This window comes from Bacillus cereus group sp. BfR-BA-01330 (assembly GCF_022663885.1).
Taxonomy (GTDB): domain Bacteria; phylum Bacillota; class Bacilli; order Bacillales; family Bacillaceae_G; genus Bacillus_A; species Bacillus_A cereus.
The window spans coordinates 77,012-94,931 of the sequence record NZ_JAKUGK010000007.1 but is presented as its reverse complement, the minus strand read 5'-3'; the positions used below and the strand labels follow the sequence as shown (position 1 = coordinate 94,931).

The window sequence follows — 17,920 nt, the reverse complement described above, 5'->3', positions numbered from 1 at the left end:
ATAAGTTCCTCTCAAAAAATAATACCCAAGAAGCTTTTTCTTTATCCTGCTCTTTGCGGGCTAGTAATGAGTGAGGATGCCTCCACTCATTAGAATTTCACTCTATCCTTCTACACATACATAAGTATTAGGTGAATGACTATCATTCAGTTTTCCTCAAAAATGAACCTACCTTTTCAGACAGGTTCATCTTACTACTTCTTTATATGTAGTGCATGTGTTAAAAAATCTAGTACTTCTGCCTTTTGCAAATCCACTTGCTCATCATCTTTATGATCATATAAATAAACTTGTTCCGCTGCTGATTCAACAAGAGCGATAAATAACTTCGCTGTTCGCTCTGCGTGAACCGAATCACGAATTTCACCGGCTTCTTTCGCCTCACTTAAAAATTCGCTTAACCACATATAAAGAGGCTCATACACAGCTTCCCACTCTTTTATATGTTCAGTAGATGCAAGACCTGCATACATTAAAGCTTGTATTTCACGGTATTCCTCTATAAAGTGAAACACCGCATCGATTACTTGTGCCACTTTATTTGAAAAAGGTACATCTTTTTGTACTTTTTCTTTCACTGCAAGTATCATCTTTTCAACCATCACTTCTGCTATTGCAGGCATAACAGATAGCTTAGAAGGAAAATATAAATAGAAAGTTCCTTGCGCAATGCCAGCTAATTTCACGATATCAGAAATCTTCGTTTTTTCGACGCCCTTTTCCTGAAACACTTCAATAGCTGCATAGACAATTTTCTCTTTTTTATTCATCATCTAAACCCTTTCACACGCATATTGAATGACTGTCACTCATTTTATAAGATAATCGATTGTACTGTCAATGATAGTGAACTCTAAGAGGAACTCATTTTTTTATAATAAAATCTCCTAATAAACAATTAGGAGATAAAAATGCAATATATCTTTAAGAAAGTGCCTTTAATCCTGTCACTCCACATACAATAAGAAACACACTAATGATACGCGCTTTACTTTTCGACTCACCAAACAAGAACATGTTTAACAAAACTGCACCTGCTGTTCCGATACCAATCCAAACCGCATATGCGACACTTACTTGTAAAAATAAGAAGGAAGTATACAAAAATGCGAAGGATGTAGCAAACCCACCGATATAAATCGCACCATTGGCTAATGTCTTATCTTTACTATACATTTTAAGTCCTATCACACCGACTATTTCACTAATTGCAGCACAAAATACGAAAAACCAACCCATTTTTAAGCAGCTCCTTCCACAGTTTCTTCTTTATTATCAGCTAGCTTTAAACCGATAACGCCAGCTACAACCATCACGATAAAAAATAACTTCCCTACACTGAAACTTCCGCCGAAAAGAAATACATCCATTAAGAAAGTACCTACCGTACCAGCTCCGGCGAAAACAGCATATACAGTCCCTGTTGCAAGATGTTCACACGCTTTAGAAAGGAAGTGAAAATCAACAGCGATAACTCCTAAAATAATAATCCAATGCCACCAAGTATTAGCCGTATTAAAACCAAACACCCAAAAAATTTCAAAGATACATGTTAATATGACATATAACCATGCTCTATTTTTCATACCTCTCACCTCTTATGACTGACTATCAGTCATTTTTATTTTAAAAAAATATACTCTTTCATCAATACTATATAAAAACAACTATCATCCTCATTTACCATTGTATTTGTTCCATTTCTAAGCTAACTGCATCCTGTCACATAAAAATGACTGAATGTCATTCATATATATATTGTACATGAACATTTTAAAAACTGTCAATGCCGAAAGTTTATTTAAAATTTCTTTCATCTGATTTGTATATTTCTTAATAATCTGTCAATACTGCTAGTAACATAATATTTTCTCCACTCCCCCTTGGAGAGATCCCTTGAATGGAGCAGTTAGCTTTTGCTAGCTGCTCTTTTTTATTTGTCCGCACACTTATGATGAAATACTCATAGATCAAATCCATTTTTCATCACATAACAACCATCTATTTATTTTCCAATAAGTTTTTGTATGCACTAATTTTATTCTCAAGCATCTTCTCTGTAACCTCTAAGTTTTCTCTTTGAATCTGAATAGATTTCCTATGATCTTCTAGGAGCTGTAAACGAGCTTCTGTTGTATGCTCCCCTTCTGTATATAATCTAGCGTATTCTCTTATTTTCGCTATTGGCATTTGCGTTTGTTTTAATTTCATTACAAACTGCAACCACTTTATATGTGACTCTTCGTAAAGTCGATTTCCATTTGTATCACGATTTGCAATTAATATATTTTCCTTTTCATAATAACGTAGTGTATGTGTGCTCACGCCTAATAATTTTGCTACCTCGCTAATTGTGTACATACTAAAACTCCCTTCACATGCTTACCCTCATATATTTTATAACCGTATCAAATTTATAAAAAACGTTTGACTTAGAGTATACTCTAACAAATACAATCTAACCATAAATGAATTTGAATTTAGGGGGATTTTATATGAAATACACGGTTATTACTGGCGCAAGTTCCGGAATTGGTTATGCAGCAGCTTTAGCATTTGCATCTCGCGGAAAAAATTTAGTACTTGTAGCTCGAAGACAAGAAGAATTAAACGAATTAAAATTGAAAATTAACGAAATGCATCCAGAATTGGATGTTGTCATTCGAAGAACTGATTTATCTGTTACTGAAGATGTTTATAAACTTTATGAAAGCCTACAATCTTTTCAAATTGAAACGTGGATTAACAACGCAGGTTTTGGTAATTTCGCCTCAATTGCTGAACAAAATTTAAATAAAATCGAGACGATGTTGCATGTCAATATAGAAGCACTAACAATACTCTCTTCTCTTTTCGTTCGAGATTATTCAAAGGTTGACGGAACACAGCTTATTAACGTTTCATCGGGAGGCGGATACACGATTGTTGCTGATGCTGTTACGTATTGCGCTACGAAATTCTATGTAAGTGCATTTACAGAAGGGCTGTCTCACGAACTGAAAGAACAAGGCGCAAAACTGCAAGCAAAAGTTTTAGCTCCTGCTGCAACTGAAACAGAGTTCGCGAAGCGTTCATTTGATATTGATGAATTCCAATACGATAATGTTGTACCAAAATTCCACACTGCAAAACAAATGGCACAATTTATGCTCGATCTTTATGATAGCGATAAAGTTGTAGGGCTTGTCGATGGTTCTACTTATAACTATGAACTTAAAAACCCCATTTTTAAGTTTGCAGTAAGAAAAACGAATTCAAGTTCTTAATTTCCCCTAAAACATAGATGCCCACTATTACGTAAATAATAGTGGGACTTTTTCTGTCTGAAAAATTCACCCAACATACCGAATCATCGCCACCTCATCACAATAATCAACCTTTGGACAATGCCTACAATCAATCCATACTTTCTCTGGCAATGCATCTCTATTCACAAAATCAAACCCGCACTTTTGAAAAAATTCCGTTTCATATGTTAAAGAAATAACTCTACTCACTTTTATTTTCGCAGCTTCATTCATGACATGATTCACTAACATACGTCCAATCCCTTTTCCTGCATATGTATGCGAAACGACTAACGACCGGACTTCTGCTAGGTCCTCCCCTAATACATGTAAACCAGCAACTCCAACAATTCTCTCGTCTTCTTTCATAACATATAAACATTGCAAATATTGATAAAGAGACAAAAGAGAACGTGGTAAAACAACTCCCTCTTTTGCATAAACCTCAATAAGACTATAAATTTCTTTCACATCACTCGTCACCGCATTACAGATTTTCATATTACATCCCCTTGCCCCTCAATATTAATATTTATAACTTAAAATGAATTTTAATTCATAATTTTATATAATAATACATCTCTCTTTTCTCCTCGTCAATCAATTTATACAAACAAAAAACCAAGCAATCTAATCGATGCTCGGTTCCTCATTTCGTATCGGCAATACCGTCGAATATTTAATTTCACGAAGTGCTAAACTTGTCTGTATCCTTGTAATACCAAGCTTATTCAACTTTCTAATAAACTGCTCTAGTTCTTTACGATCACGATTTGCAACCTTTAACAAATAATCGTACTCTCCTGTTAAACAGTGACATTCTAACACTTCCGGCATCGATTCTAATTCTTTCTCCAACACTTCCAGCTTGTCAAATTGATGAATATTTGTACTCATAAAAATAAAACATAATAAATCAAACCCAAGCTTTTCTTGATTTAAAATCGCAACTTGCTTATCGATGAAACCTTCCCCATCCAATCTTTTTATTCTTGCATGCATCGCAGCCGGTGATAAATTAACGCGACGTGCCAGCTCTGCATTACTTACTTGTGACTCCTTCTGCAATATATCTAAAATTTGTACATCCAAATCATCCAACACTTTAATAACAGACGACTCCATTACAATTCCCCCCTTTTTTCTTACCGATGATTATTCGAAAAAACACCTTATACCTTACAAAAAACTGAATATCATTCCGTAAATATCATTCATAACTAAAGATTTTATCGAGTTTTCACCATTATACAAAAGAATATATTACACAATAAAGAAAAATGCTAAAATTATTTACAATTCGTATTGATTACAAAAAAGGGGATTTTAGCATGCCTTATTTTTACGTCTTTTTACTATTACTAACGAGCTTATTATGGGGAGGAAATTTTGTCGTTGGAAAATCACTCGTCGATCATGCATCGCCGATGACACTGACAAATTTAAGATGGATGATTGCGATTGTTTGTTTATTACCGATGGTATGGTTTAAAGAAAAGAAAATCCTTCCACCACGTACCGCAATACTTCCTTTAATATTGATGGGAATTTCAGGGGTCGCTCTTTTTAACATCTTTCAATTTTTAGCATTAGAAAAAACATCCGCTACGAATGTAGGTCTTATCTCTACATTGAATGCAATTTCAATCGCATTATTTTCAGTATTATTTCTAAAAGAAAAAGTAAATTCACTTCAAATCCTATCCATGATTCTTTCATTCTTCGGGGTTATCCTCGTCCTATTAAAAGGTGATTTCTCGCTTTTATTTTCACTACATTTTAATAGCGGCGATTTATGGATGATTGCAGCAGTTTGTATTTGGGGAATCTATTCTGTTTGTAGTAAATGGGCAACAAAAACAACTACACCACTTATGGCAACGTTGTACTCTGGTATTTTCGGCGTTATTTTATTACTACCGTTTAACATAGGTAGCTTCACTGTTTCAAATATGAATACTTCTTTCATCACATCACTTTTATATACTGGGCTTATTTCGACAGTTCTTTGTATGGTATTTTGGAATATTGGTGTACAAAAATTAGGCGCAACTACATCAGGTATTTTTCTAAACTTCAATCCAATTTTCACAGCCATTTTAGCATTCATATTCCTCGGAGAAGAATTAACGTGGATACAAATTTTAGGGACAATTGTCGTTGTAACAGGATGTTATTTATTTTCTCATTTTAAAACTGTTGCCGTTCAGCCTGTTAGACCTTTAATGCGAAAACATTCTTAATGAAAAAACATCGTCATCTGGGTTGGCGATGTTTTTATTTTCTCTTCATTTCTTTTATATACTGCTTTTCCTCTTCTGGCGATAAACGTTCCGTCGCCTTGCCAGTATCTCCACCTTGAAGGCTCCATAAAAAGTTATGCTCCTCAACAGTTTGAGAAAAATCTCCTTTTTCCCATCTATTTATAATAGAAAATAACTTCATTTTATATTGAAAACCTGTACTATTTTCAATATCTCTTTTTACATTAGAAATTTCCTTTTTTGTCATCTCTACAAATCCCCATTTTTCAGAGGATTTTACCTTTTGGTGCACCATTTTATGCATAGTAGAAATAATTTCACCTTCACTAATTTGCGGGGCTTCTTCTGCAGCTTTTTTCTCTTTTTCGTTTGCCGCTCGCTCGGTTTGAATATTTGTATTTTCTTTTTCCACATATGCAAGCAATTTCTTTCCGCCAACTATAGAAGAGATGATTACCATAATGGTAATACATATACCTACAATCCATTTAAAAAGCATTAGCTCTTCATCGCTTCCCTAACAATATGACTATCTACATACTGCTTAAACTTCACGATTTTTCCATTTTCAAGCTGCCATACATGAACAAATTCTGCTTCAAATGATTTTCCTGTTTCTTTATAAACTCCAGAATACATACCTTCAGCAACAATTACATCTTTTCCGTTTACTTCATGATATGTATTTACACTTGCTTTATAAGCATCCCATTCTGATCCTAAACGGCTAAATACATTTTTCATTATAGCTTCCACGCCTTTATATGTTCCGCCGTACGGGAAACCTTCTGCCTCTGTCCATTCCACTTTTTCAGAGAGGGCTTCTGCTAAATGCTTTGCATTCGAAGAAGCTGATCCTTCATACGTGCTTTGAATAATTTCTAAATTTGATTTAGGCATATTACTTCCTCCCGTTTATTTATTTTTACACAAGACGTAACCAATTCGGTTACATCTTGTGTAAAAAAATATTTAAATTGTTTCATTCGTAATTCATTAGTTGTAATCATTATAGTTACAATAATTATTCAAGTCAACATTTATAAATAAAATTTACTTCGTTTTCATTACTTTCTCTTTTAAGAAACGATCTACATATCCTTCTGCTTTTACTACGAATAAATACGCACCCATTGATAATAATGCAAGATCTAATTCATATCCTGGATTCTTTCCATCTCCTAATAAACCTGCTTCTCCATTTACCTTTACAATAGCTCCAGCTAAAATAAGAGCGAATAACAATCCTACATATCGTACACCTAAACCGATAATTAATAATATACCACCAACTAATTCAACTGTTGCTACGCCGTATGCAAGACCACCTGGTAAACCGATGCTTGTAAACCATCCTGCTACGTTATCGATACCTGATTGAAACTTTGCTAAACCGTGTGCAAAAAACGTAACTCCTAACACGATACGAATAATTAAATTCCCAATATATTGATTCATTTTGAACTCTCCTTTTTGTTTTGTTATGGTGAACTTTTATTTACAAGTCAAAACAATACGGTATTTTATTTCATTCGTCAAATACTTTTTTAAAGAAAACAAAAAAACATTATCCGTTTTACGGATAATGTTTTCCTACAAAATAGCGCTAATTCAAGCTTTTATTCTATCGCATAGAAAAATTTGAAACATTTTTCCAGCGCCAATATAAGGCAGTAAAGAAACGTCCTCTTCCACAACTATTCCAACAACATTCACTTTCTCATCTACAGGTAAATCATGTGTAGCAACTTGCATCTCCCCTGCATATCTACCGTACAATTCATTATCAATTGTAATGCTGCCTTTCTTTCTTACAATTGTATGCATCGGCTGTAAAACCACTCTATTTCCTTCCCTTGATTCTACAGATCGAATAACATCACGAGCCGGATCTAGTCTATTTGTATGCACTTGCTCCACCACTTTTAATACTTCTTTATCAGTTATAAATGATTTGTAACGCAATGGAATAATCCCTCTACTCGCACTAGCTACTTCTTGCATACTTTCCAAACTTGCGCTTATATCTCCAATCAATACTTTATCAACACCACAATCTTGAACAAGTTCTAAGTACGCTTCAAGCGGGCGCATATTGCGATGTTTTTCTAACGTTGGTAACCCTTCATATAACGGACCTCGTTTTTCCGCATCTCCTGGAATAAATGCCATCGTCTTTATTCCGCACTTCTGTAAATATTGATTTTGCTTTTGTAAGAAGGACTTTGCTAGTCCTGTCTCTGGACGTGGGTAAAAATTATGCCATGCTTCTACATTCTCTACTCTTATATGTTCTGCAAGTAATTCTTTCCAAAATGGCTTTGTAATCGTACTCGCATTTAAAGCTACTTTCATCTTATGAGATACGCTTGCAATTTCTTTTGGCGCAATGCCGTAATCCATTCTTAAACCGGTAATGCCCCAGTCCAATAGTTCTTCCACATTTTCATATGTTAGCCCTAAATGGTGTAACGATTTTGGAGAAACATCAACCATTAACTCCATTTCATGTGCAAGAGCTTGTTTCCCTAATATTTGAATTAACTCTTTATACGTATTTGGATCATCTTCTGGAATGTGCAGTGATGTAAAAATAGATGTAAACCCATTTTCCTTCGCTACTTTTAGCCACTCTTCTTGTTTCTCTACTCGTTCTTTTGAAAGATAAATGGAAACTCCGATCATATAAATCTCCCTTTCTATTAATAGAAAAAGAGAAAGGAATCCCTTTCTCTATATGTTTTCTGCCATTTCTTCTTTAAATCCGAAGAAGTACGTAAAGATAAATCCGAAAGCATATGCAATTACTAAACCTAAGAAATAGAGTAAATATTTATTGTCAGCAATTAACGGAATTAAAGATAGCCCTGATACGCCAATTCCAAGAGAAGCTGTTTGCATAACTGCTTGGAATGCACCACCGACAGCCGCTCCTAAACAAGCAGTAATAAACGGTTTCCCAAGTGGTAATGTCACCCCGTATAATAACGGCTCACCAATTCCTAAAAAGCCAACTGGCAATCCACCTTTAATTACATTTCGAAGTCGTTTGTTTTTTGTTTTCACATAAATCGCAATTGCTGCGCCCACTTGGCCAGCACCAGCCATTGCGAGCACTGGTAATAAAGGTGTTACGTGTGTTTGATTAATAAATTCCATATGAATTGGTGTTAAACCGTGATGCAATCCGACCATAACGAGAGGTAAAAATGTTCCCGCAAGTACTGCGCCAGCAAATGCTCCGCCAATATTTAAAATAGCATTAATTCCGCTCGTAATACCATCTGATAAGAAACCTGCTAATGGCTGAATGGCTAACATCGTTACGATACTTACAACTAATACAGTAATGAGTGGTGTCACGATAATATCAACTGCGTTTGGCACTGCTTTTCGAACTTGTCTTTCCACTACAACCATAAGCCATGCTGCAAAAATAACTGCAAACAATCCGCCCCGTCCGGGCACTAATGCTTCACCAAACAATTTTACGTTTGCCATCGCCGGGTTGAAAATTAAAATACCAGCAATTGCCCCAAGAACCGGTGTCCCGCCAAATTCTTTCGCTGTATTCCAGCCGACTAAAATTCCTAAGAATGTAAAGATACCGCCGCCAATGAGTAGTAACATTTGTAACCACGTTGCATTTGGATCAGCACCAGCATTTTTCGCAAAGTTAGCAACCCCGTTTATAATTCCTGACGCAACAAGCCCCGGAATTAATGGGATGAAAATACTTCCTATTTTTCGTAAAAAGTTTTTCACCGGTGTATTATTTTTCTTCTTAATCTCTGATTTCATCTCTTGCCCAATATCTTCAAGGTGATGATCTGCTACCTCACCAATTCGTAGTCCTGTCAAACCTTCCATTTCAGCTGCTACTTTATTTACTGTTCCTGGACCAACGACAACTTGAAGCGTCTCATCTTCTATAACACCCATAACGCCTTCAACTTTTTTCAAAAGGTCCATATTTACTTTACTTTCATCATGAAGCGTTAAACGTAGTCTCGTCATACAATGAGCAATACTACGAATATTTTTTATTCCACCAAGTTGCTCCGAAATTTCCTTGGCCATTCTCTCTTCTTTCTTCATAATAGAATCCCCCTCCCTATTACTTTATAGTGCTTTCTTCACAAACCCTTTTGCGTATTTTAGTTTCTCCAGTGCTTCCCCATACTCACACTGCAACAACACCATAACAATGGCAGCTTTTACGTTACGTTCTGCCTTTTCATAATACTCTGCCGCTACTTCATAACTAGCGCCTGTTGCTTCCACAATAATTCGTTTTGACCGTTCTACTAACTTTTCATTTGTGGATTGAACATCTACCATTAAGTTTTTATATACTTTTCCTACACCAATCATCGAAGCTGTTGAAATCATATTCAGCACTAATTTTTGTGCTGTACCAGCTTTTAAACGCGTTGATCCTGTTAATATTTCTGCACCTGTTTCTACTTCCACATTTAAATTTGCATATTTACTTATTTCAGCATTTTTATTACAAGAAATACTCGCTGTACTCGCTCCTACGCTCTGTGCGTATTTCAAGCCGCCAATTACGTAAGGAGTTCTGCCACTGGCAGCAATTCCAATCACTGTATCTTTCTCATTTAATCCAATACTTTTTAAATCTTCTTCTGCTAACTCTTCGCGATCTTCGGCACCTTCCACCGCCTTAGTAAACGCTTTCAATCCACCTGCTATAAATCCTTGCACCATTTTATCATCCGTGCCAAATGTCGGCGGACATTCCACTGCATCTAGGATACCTAAACGACCACTCGTACCAGCACCAATGTAAATTAAGCGTCCCTCTTCTTCAAAAGATTTAATAACAGTCTGTACAACCTTTTCAATTTGTTCTATCTCTTTTTCAACTGCTAACGCAACAGTTCGATCTTCTTCATTCATACTTTGCAATACTTCTTTTATGCTCATTTCATCCAGATTCATTGTTTTCTCATTACGATGTTCTGTCGATAAATTTTCTAACATATTTCCACCCTCTTTGAAATTATATTTCACACTTTTATTATAACTTTAAGAAACTAAAAATCAATAACCCTTTCTTATTTTATGAAATAAAATTTCACAACATGACATATTTGTGTCAAAGATAATAAAAAAGATGAGTCTCCTCATCTTTTCTTCTACTTTAACTTCCGTAACCGCAACACTTCTTCTCGCGTCTCCATAAATTGATCCAATACTTTATTACCAATTCGGTTGAAAGTAATCACATATAAAGCATCAATCATATTCAGTTGCGTCATTCTCGACGCAATACTTGCAATACGATGATCTTGTTCTACATCTGGCATACAAAGACGAATGTCCGCTTCTTTATATAGGGGTGATGATTGATCTAATTTCGTAATTCCAATAACAGTTGCACCTTGTCTCTTTGCATACTGCGCCATTTCAAGCACATCTTTCGTTCGACCAGATGTTGAAATCGCAACAAATATATCACCTTCTTTTAAATTCGTCACAAGTGGCAACATCATATGAAAATCAGATAGCATCATCGCTGTAAATCCAAGCCGCGTAAATTTATAAGCCCCGTCCATTGCTGGCGTAGCTGATCCACCTACTCCGTAAAATATAATTTTGCCCGCATTGACAATACGATCCGCTGCTTTCTCAAGTTCCCTCTTATCTATTGCAGTAACACTCGCCTCAATTGCAGCTTTATTCACATAAGTAACTTTATTAAATAAATCATACGGTCCATCTTCTGTATTCATCACTGAAAAATCGTTAATATTATAATCAGCAATCGTTAATTCACGAACGAGTGCTATCTTAAATGCTTTAAAACTTCCGATTCCAATCGATTTACAAAAGCGAACGACACTCGCTTCACTTGCTCCTGCATTCGTTGACACTTCTTTCGTCGTTAAATTCGGTACAATCTCTGCATTCTCCATTATGTACATGGCAACCTTCTTCTCAGCTGGTGAAAATTGATCCATATTACTTTCAATTTTAAATAGTAATGTTGAAGCTTTCACTATTTAACCTCCACTTCTTACGGTTGCGTTCACTTATTTTCTCTTGCTTCAAGAAGGTAATAACCATCATCGCCAGGAGGATGAAACACATTTACAATGCGATTCCCTTTTTGATAAACAGTTCTTTCCCCCTCTGTCCACTTCTTTTCCCAACCGTTCATCCAAATCGCAACATCAGGTAAAAAAGCAGTATATTTCAGCTTCTGACCGTACTCACCATCTGCTTCTTCCGAAAAAATAGAAACCGGAAAATCTTTCACTTTTGATTCTTTCCATGCAGTAAATGGTATACATACTGCAATAAGTACGATTACACCGATAACCTTCTCCTTCGTAATCTTCACACTTCCCTCTCCTTGTCATATCACATACATAGATTTTACCATAATTACAAACCCTTCATGCTATATGATTATTGCTTTTGGGAATAAAAAAAGAGCTTACCTACATCAGATAAGCCCTTCCTGTCTATACAAAATATTTCTTCAAAAGTGGCGGTGTAATAATCGTCGTCAATATAACAACAATAACAATCGCTGTGAAATTTTCTTTCGCTAATAAATTCGCCGTAAGTCCATTTGCTGCGATGATAAGCGCTACTTCACCACGTGATACCATCCCCGCACCAATACTGATAGAAGATTCGCGATTAAATCCTGTCAGTCTTGCGCCTAAGCCGGATCCGATTAACTTTGTGAAAATCGCAACGAGAGTCATAATAATAATGAACCAAAGCTGACTTCCAATACCTTGAAATGTAATTTCCATTCCGATACTTACGAAGAATACTGGAACAAATATTGCATAAGCAATCGGTTCAATTTTATGTTCCACTTCATGCTTATACTCTGTTTGAGAAATAGCAATTCCTGCTGCGAATGCTCCAATAATGCCTGCAATTCCCATCATTTCACTGTAATAAGAAAAAGAGAAGCAAATAATAAGAGCTGCACTAATTAACGCTTCTGTTACACGAAGCGGGACAAGCATTTTCATAATCCAAGGAACGACTTTCCAAGCAATAAAAACAATACTTACAAAGAAAATAATTTTCTTTACAATGACCAGTGTTATATTCACATCTTGCGTTCCTAAAAAACTCATTACAAATGCTAATAAAATAACGACAATGACATCATCAAATACGGCAGCACCTAAAATGGTTGTACTTTCTCTCGTATTCATTTTTCCTAGATCACGTAGCGTCTGCACCGTAATACTAACCGATGTTGCGCAAAGTAATAACCCTAAAAAAATGGCATGGGATTGTATTAATCCAAACAGCAATCCTGTTACATAACCACCGATGAAAGGAAAAATAATTCCACCGGCCGCTACTGCAAACGACGATTTCAAATTCCGATTTAACTCTTCTAAATCTGTTTCAAGTCCCGCCATAAACATAAGTAACAAAACACCAATCTCACTCAATTCATCAATCAGTTCAGAACTATTAATAATACCAAGTACAGCCGGACCGATAATAATACCGACAATTAACTTACCAAGTACAGAAGGCTGACCAAGTCTTACACTAATGTCACCAGCTAATTTCGTACAAAGTAAAATGACGACAAGTTCAAAATAAAATAACATAGCATCTGCTCCTACTTTAACTTTAATCAGTGGGTCGTTAACCCCCGTCCATTTCTGCAAGTAGTTTCCCCTATTGATCCGCATTTTATTTGTCATATTTTTATTTGACAAAATATTCTGAATTATATTAAGATTAATCCAGCAATTTTAAAAAACTACATACCATAACTGCACCTCCACTTCCTTACTTACTCTTTTTTAATGGACTCATACTATAGTCGCAGTTATGGAAATGAAAAAACGGGGGGAGAGTCCAAAGTGAAGTCATTATTACGAAAAAAAGCGCTTAGTACTGAATCACCAAAGCAGCTAGCTAGAACATTAACTGCACTCGATTTAACATTTTTAGGAATCGGCGCCGTAATTGGGACAGGGATCTTTGTATTAACAGGTATTGTTGCAGCAAAACATTCTGGTCCTGGTATTATGCTATCATTCCTTATTGCTGCATTTACTTGTGCTTGTGTAGCCTTTTGTTATGCTGAATTTGCTTCTTCTATTCCTGTCTCAGGAAGTGTGTATACTTACGCATATATGACAGTCGGAGAAGTCGTCGCCTTCATCGTCGGATGGTGTTTAATGCTCGAATATTTACTTGCAGTCGCGGCAGTAGCTGTCGGTTGGTCTGGTTATTTGCAATCATTACTACAAGGGTTCAATATACACCTGCCCGCCATAATCGCCTCGGCCCCCGGCGTAGGAAAAGGTGGTCTCATCGATTTACCAGCTGTCTGCATTTTACTTCTTATTACTGGCCTTTTAAGTTTTGGTATACGTGAAAGTGCACGCATTAATAATATTATGGTTCTTATTAAGTTAGCCGTTATTATCGCCTTTATCGTAGCAGGTGCAAAATATGTAAAACCTGAAAACTGGACACCGTTCATCCCATTCGGATACGACGGTATTATTACTGGGGCTGCCACTGTGTTCTTCGCCTTCTTAGGATTTGATGCAATCGCAACAGCTGCAGAAGAAACGAAAAAACCGCAGCGTGACTTACCAATTGGTATTATCGGTTCTCTTCTTATTTGTACTGTTTTATATATGATCGTATCTTTCGTTTTAACAGGTATGGTTCCTTATACGCAATTAGACGTTTCTGATCCAGTTGCATTTGCATTGCATTTCGTTGGTGAGGATACAATTGCAGGACTACTCGCTGTTGGAGCGATGACTGGAATGACAACCGTTCTCTTAGTCGTTATGTATGGACAAGTTCGCGTTTCGTATGCGATGAGCCGTGACGGTTTACTTCCAAAAGCGTTAGCACGTGTAAATAAAAAAGTAAAAATCCCTTTATTAAATACGTGGATTACTGGCGTTGTTGCTGCTTTATTAGCAGGCCTTTTAGACTTACATTTGCTAGCGAATTTAGTAAACATCGGTACGTTAACAGCCTTTACATTCGTTTGCTGCGCAGTACTTATTTTACGAAAAACACACCCTGATTTAAAACGTGGATTCCGTACACCTTTCGTACCTGTATTACCAGTTGTCGCGATTCTTTGCTGCTTATATTTAATGATCAATTTGTCTAAAACAACATGGATTAGCTTTGCAGTTTGGCTTATAGTCGGCTTATGCTTCTATTTCTTCTACTCTAGGAAACATAGTCATTTAGCTATTGAAAAAACAAATGATGAAAAGAAAAAAGCATAACAAAATAGCTCGCCGTTTTAGCGGCGAGCTATTTTTCTGTACTATTATATTTTTTCGTTAACGACTGTAAAATGAAAAATATGCCGATGCAAGCTGTAAACCATGCCCAATTTCCTATTGGCGTTGCGTATTTCACAATTCCAATACCTACAAGCAATAGGAAAATAATCACCTGATATATGAGCTTCCACTTTTGCATATATTCCCTCCTTTACTTCGTTCCCTTCTTTTTATTCTTCCAGGCATTTAAACTATCAAAGAAGAAATTAATAAATAACGTGCCTAAACCCGCTAATAAAAACGTCATTAAAAATAAAACCCATATACTTTTTTCTTTTAAGAAATAATATCCTACAAGGAGCACAACCGCGATCCATACATATTCAAGAATTCTTTTTAGCTTTTTCTGTTCCAAATTATTCGCTCCTTCATTCTATACTAATTTTAGTATAACAAAAAAGAAGCCTATCATGATAAGCTTCTTTTCTTCTCTCTTATTTGTTTATGCTTTTTTCAACAAGTGAAATCGTATACTCTAATGTACGATTCATTGTTTCTACCTGTGTATCTTTTACTTTTACATCTTTCACTACAGCTTCGGCCACTGTAATTTTTTGACTCAGTGCTTTCACTGAACCGTCCGTTACATTTGCATCTTGCGCTTTTTTCACTACTACTTTTGCAGATTCAATATTGATTTGTAATTTTTCTTTCGGTGTTTTCGGTTGTTCTACTACTTTAGATTGTACAAATGTTACATTAGCTGTTTTTAATTCGTTATATGTTTGAACGATTTGCTCTCCCGTGCTCCCTACATTTTCAAACACTTGTTTTGCATTATTATAGCTTTTCTCTAGTTCTTGAAATGCTTCCTTTGAATATTGACCTGGCTTATCACCAAACTCATACGTACCAGCTAACACTTCTTTCCCTTTTCCAAGCTCTTCATATAACGCGTTCACTTGCTCTAATTTCGTACGGTTAGAAAACTCATTGTACGCTGCTAATACTTCTGAAGAACTTAACGCTTTACAATATAATTTCGCAAGCGCGATTTGTCCATTTAACGGAATGCCACCATTTCCATTGCTATCAGGATCCGCTCCAAGTGCAAATGGTACATTTGGATGATACACTTTCCCTGTAGCTGGTTGGCTATTTACTTTTTTACCATCGACATAAATAGCTACTTCACTTCCGTTATACGTTCCTGTTAAATGATACGTTTTGTTCGCTTCTAATTGAACTCCAACACGTTTATAGCTGCCACCAATGTGAGCCCATAATTCAACATATCCACTTCCTGTAGACTCAAATCCAATTCCGCCGCTCTCTGTATTTTGCAAAATACCTTGGCCACGGATTTGATTCATTGAAAATACCGTTTCTAACGTAAATGTATTTGCTACTTTCTCTTTTTGTGCTGCTGAAAATGGAAGGTATCCAAATGTATTAGATTGTCCGTTTAACTTCATAACATTCTTTTTCAATGCTTTATCATATTCAATAGTCACATTGCCCTTCACATCACCTTTTGTACCAAATGGTGAATTGTCTTTAAATGTACCATCTGCAAAATTCACATCGAAAACATCAGCCTTTGGCACTTTTACATTCGGATCAATCTCATCTTTTTTCGTAGTAATTTCTGCCGTTAAAGGCTGCGCACTTTCATTACCAAACGAATCAATTGCAACAACTTCAAGTGTATATGTTTTCCCACCATCTAACCCTGCCAGTGTAAACGTAAGATCTTTCGGCACTGGATCACGATAAAACTCTGAGAATGCTAACAATTTATTTTTCATTTCACCCGTTTGCTTATCTCTAGCCTGCACACGGTAAGAGTGAACAAGGAGGTTGTCCAACGCTTGTGGGAATGTTACTGTTGCCGCATTTTCTGTTACATTTGATACAGCAAGCTTTACATCCTTAGCAAAGTATGGCTTTTCTTTATCACGATCTTCTACATGTGTAAATGTTTCTTTCTTTGCTGGTAATTTAATTTTCCAAGGCTCGCCTGTCCAAGAATTCGTATGGAAATCACGACGATTAATCGTTACTTCTTTATCATCTACTTCTACTAATAAACCTTGGCTTAACGTACTAGCTCCTGGCGGGATATTCCCTTGTACTTTACCACCTTCAACTTCCATATAACTTACTGAAGATGTACCAACTGATGTAAAGTCTTTTTGATGTATCGATCTCGGATCATCTAATGGATAATGTGAATGACCTGAAAACGTAATAACTTGTGGGTATTCTTTTAATACTGCATTAATTTTTGCGCTATCTTGTGTTCCCCATTCATGACTACCGTATACTGTCTCTTTAATGTGTTGATGTAAAAATACAAAAATCGGTTTTTCTGGATCATCTTTTTGCGCTTTTGCCATTTCTTCTTTTAACCAATTAATTTGCTTGTCCGAATAATAGCCATGAGTTGTTCCATTCTCTGGAGACATAACAAGGAAGTGATAACCTTTTACCACTTTATGATAATAAATTGATTCCATACCTGTTTTTTCTAAGAAACGCTTCTGTGCGCCCTCTACAGATAAACCGTTCCAATAATCATGGTTACCAAGAGAATTCATTCTCACGGCATCTTTATTTGCATTTTCATTATACACTTGCATGAAACGATCATATTGCTGCACTGATCCTGTATCTGTGAAATCACCTACAATAACAAATGCATCTTGCTTTGGTGCTAGTGTATTAAACTGTTCAATCGCTCTTTTCCAGCGAAACGTATCATCTGTTCCACTGTTTTTAATATGCACATCACTTACAACTGGAAAAACTATCTTCTTCTCACTTGATGCCTTTTCTTGCTTTTTCTCTTCCGCCTTGACTGATGTACTCCATGGAAATGATACGAATGCTAATACAAAAAACATTAATAATCCAATAAGGCCTTTTACTTTTCTTAAAGCATTTCTGTCCACGTGAATCCTCCTCATAATAATTGATTCATTACAAGGGCTATTTTATCTAATACATGTTAATGTCGTTTAAATAACAAATGAACTTTATTAGATTTTTGTAAATATACAGTTAATTAGAAATTAAGTCCAAC

The 17,920-nt window shown here is 35.9% G+C and carries 21 protein-coding genes; 3 read left to right on the top strand and 18 right to left on the bottom strand.

Annotated elements, in window-relative coordinates:
• Window positions 1-194: 194 nt before the first annotated feature.
• From MR112_RS20175 to MR112_RS20160, 4 genes are all read right to left on the bottom strand, one after another.
• Window positions 195-773 (bottom strand): TetR/AcrR family transcriptional regulator, encoded by a 579-nt coding sequence (locus MR112_RS20175; protein ID WP_002025356.1) that lies wholly within the window; start codon window positions 771-773, stop codon window positions 195-197.
• A 151-nt stretch (window positions 774-924) separates the two neighbouring features.
• On the bottom strand, window positions 925-1,239 hold the full coding sequence (locus tag MR112_RS20170; RefSeq protein ID WP_000539671.1) for a DMT family transporter: 315 nt from the start codon (window positions 1,237-1,239) through the stop codon (window positions 925-927).
• Window positions 1,240-1,241: 2 nt separating this feature from the next.
• Complete coding sequence (locus MR112_RS20165) at window positions 1,242-1,586, bottom strand: DMT family transporter (protein ID WP_000796022.1); 345 nt, start codon at window positions 1,584-1,586, stop codon at window positions 1,242-1,244.
• 415 nt (window positions 1,587-2,001) lie between these two features.
• Entirely contained in the window at window positions 2,002-2,361 is a 360-nt protein-coding gene (locus tag MR112_RS20160; RefSeq protein ID WP_000288068.1) for a MerR family transcriptional regulator, read from the bottom strand.
• A 134-nt stretch (window positions 2,362-2,495) separates the two neighbouring features.
• Here MR112_RS20160 and MR112_RS20155 point away from each other — a divergent pair, with 134 nt between their 5' ends.
• Window positions 2,496-3,266: an SDR family NAD(P)-dependent oxidoreductase gene (locus tag MR112_RS20155; RefSeq protein ID WP_078187207.1), complete on the top strand. Its 771-nt coding sequence runs from the start codon at window positions 2,496-2,498 to the stop codon at window positions 3,264-3,266.
• 66 nt (window positions 3,267-3,332) lie between these two features.
• On the opposite strand, the gene MR112_RS20150 is transcribed toward MR112_RS20155, so the two are convergent.
• Together MR112_RS20150 and MR112_RS20145 are read right to left on the bottom strand one after the other, a co-directional pair.
• Entirely contained in the window at window positions 3,333-3,788 is a 456-nt protein-coding gene (locus MR112_RS20150) for an N-acetyltransferase (protein WP_000686669.1), read from the bottom strand.
• 129 nt (window positions 3,789-3,917) lie between these two features.
• A complete protein-coding gene (locus tag MR112_RS20145) occupies window positions 3,918-4,412 on the bottom strand; it encodes an Lrp/AsnC family transcriptional regulator (protein WP_000446097.1) in 495 nt (164 codons plus the stop codon).
• Between the two features lie 206 nt (window positions 4,413-4,618).
• On the opposite strand from MR112_RS20145, the gene MR112_RS20140 reads away from it, so the two are divergent.
• Window positions 4,619-5,530, top strand: a complete 912-nt coding sequence (locus MR112_RS20140; RefSeq protein WP_078187205.1) for a DMT family transporter — start codon at window positions 4,619-4,621, stop codon at window positions 5,528-5,530.
• A gap of 34 nt (window positions 5,531-5,564) precedes the next feature.
• Here MR112_RS20140 and MR112_RS20135 read toward each other — a convergent pair whose 3' ends face one another.
• From MR112_RS20135 to MR112_RS20095, 9 genes are all read right to left on the bottom strand, one after another.
• Entirely contained in the window at window positions 5,565-6,050 is a 486-nt protein-coding gene (locus MR112_RS20135) for a PRK06770 family protein (protein WP_000897995.1), read from the bottom strand.
• Window positions 6,050-6,451 carry a nuclear transport factor 2 family protein gene (locus MR112_RS20130; protein ID WP_078187204.1) on the bottom strand — a complete coding sequence of 134 codons (402 nt, stop codon included), beginning with the start codon at window positions 6,449-6,451 and terminating at the stop codon, window positions 6,050-6,052. The genes MR112_RS20135 and MR112_RS20130 overlap by 1 nt, the downstream gene beginning before the upstream one ends.
• 153 nt (window positions 6,452-6,604) lie before the next feature.
• Entirely contained in the window at window positions 6,605-7,009 is a 405-nt protein-coding gene (locus MR112_RS20125) for a DoxX family protein (RefSeq protein WP_078187203.1), read from the bottom strand.
• 153 nt (window positions 7,010-7,162) lie between these two features.
• A complete protein-coding gene (locus MR112_RS20120; protein ID WP_075677774.1) occupies window positions 7,163-8,236 on the bottom strand; it encodes a DUF871 domain-containing protein in 1,074 nt (357 codons plus the stop codon).
• Between the two features lie 48 nt (window positions 8,237-8,284).
• Window positions 8,285-9,649, bottom strand: coding sequence for a PTS transporter subunit EIIC (locus MR112_RS20115; RefSeq protein ID WP_000711293.1), 1,365 nt, complete (start codon window positions 9,647-9,649; stop codon window positions 8,285-8,287).
• Between the two features lie 24 nt (window positions 9,650-9,673).
• Window positions 9,674-10,558, bottom strand: coding sequence for an N-acetylmuramic acid 6-phosphate etherase (murQ, locus tag MR112_RS20110; RefSeq protein ID WP_000892350.1), 885 nt, complete (start codon window positions 10,556-10,558; stop codon window positions 9,674-9,676).
• A gap of 155 nt (window positions 10,559-10,713) precedes the next feature.
• On the bottom strand, window positions 10,714-11,577 hold the full coding sequence (locus MR112_RS20105) for a MurR/RpiR family transcriptional regulator (protein WP_242245240.1): 864 nt from the start codon (window positions 11,575-11,577) through the stop codon (window positions 10,714-10,716).
• A 29-nt stretch (window positions 11,578-11,606) separates the two neighbouring features.
• The gene (locus MR112_RS20100; protein ID WP_000704958.1) at window positions 11,607-11,921 is read right to left on the bottom strand and encodes a hypothetical protein; all 315 of its coding nucleotides are present in this window, start codon (window positions 11,919-11,921) and stop codon (window positions 11,607-11,609) included.
• A gap of 124 nt (window positions 11,922-12,045) precedes the next feature.
• Window positions 12,046-13,269 (bottom strand): cation:proton antiporter, encoded by a 1,224-nt coding sequence (locus MR112_RS20095; protein WP_063245573.1) that lies wholly within the window; start codon window positions 13,267-13,269, stop codon window positions 12,046-12,048.
• A gap of 105 nt (window positions 13,270-13,374) precedes the next feature.
• Here MR112_RS20095 and MR112_RS20090 point away from each other — a divergent pair, with 105 nt between their 5' ends.
• Window positions 13,375-14,835 carry a branched-chain amino acid transporter BcaP gene (locus MR112_RS20090; protein ID WP_002040681.1) on the top strand — a complete coding sequence of 487 codons (1,461 nt, stop codon included), beginning with the start codon at window positions 13,375-13,377 and terminating at the stop codon, window positions 14,833-14,835.
• A gap of 28 nt (window positions 14,836-14,863) precedes the next feature.
• On the opposite strand, the gene MR112_RS20085 is transcribed toward MR112_RS20090, so the two are convergent.
• From MR112_RS20085 to MR112_RS20075, 3 genes are all read right to left on the bottom strand, one after another.
• Window positions 14,864-15,034, bottom strand: a complete 171-nt coding sequence (locus tag MR112_RS20085; protein WP_001174838.1) for a hypothetical protein — start codon at window positions 15,032-15,034, stop codon at window positions 14,864-14,866.
• A 12-nt stretch (window positions 15,035-15,046) separates the two neighbouring features.
• Window positions 15,047-15,250 carry a hypothetical protein gene (locus tag MR112_RS20080; RefSeq protein ID WP_000435797.1) on the bottom strand — a complete coding sequence of 68 codons (204 nt, stop codon included), beginning with the start codon at window positions 15,248-15,250 and terminating at the stop codon, window positions 15,047-15,049.
• 79 nt (window positions 15,251-15,329) lie between these two features.
• A complete protein-coding gene (locus MR112_RS20075; protein ID WP_242245239.1) occupies window positions 15,330-17,789 on the bottom strand; it encodes a LamG-like jellyroll fold domain-containing protein in 2,460 nt (819 codons plus the stop codon).
• Window positions 17,790-17,920: the final 131 nt, after the last annotated feature.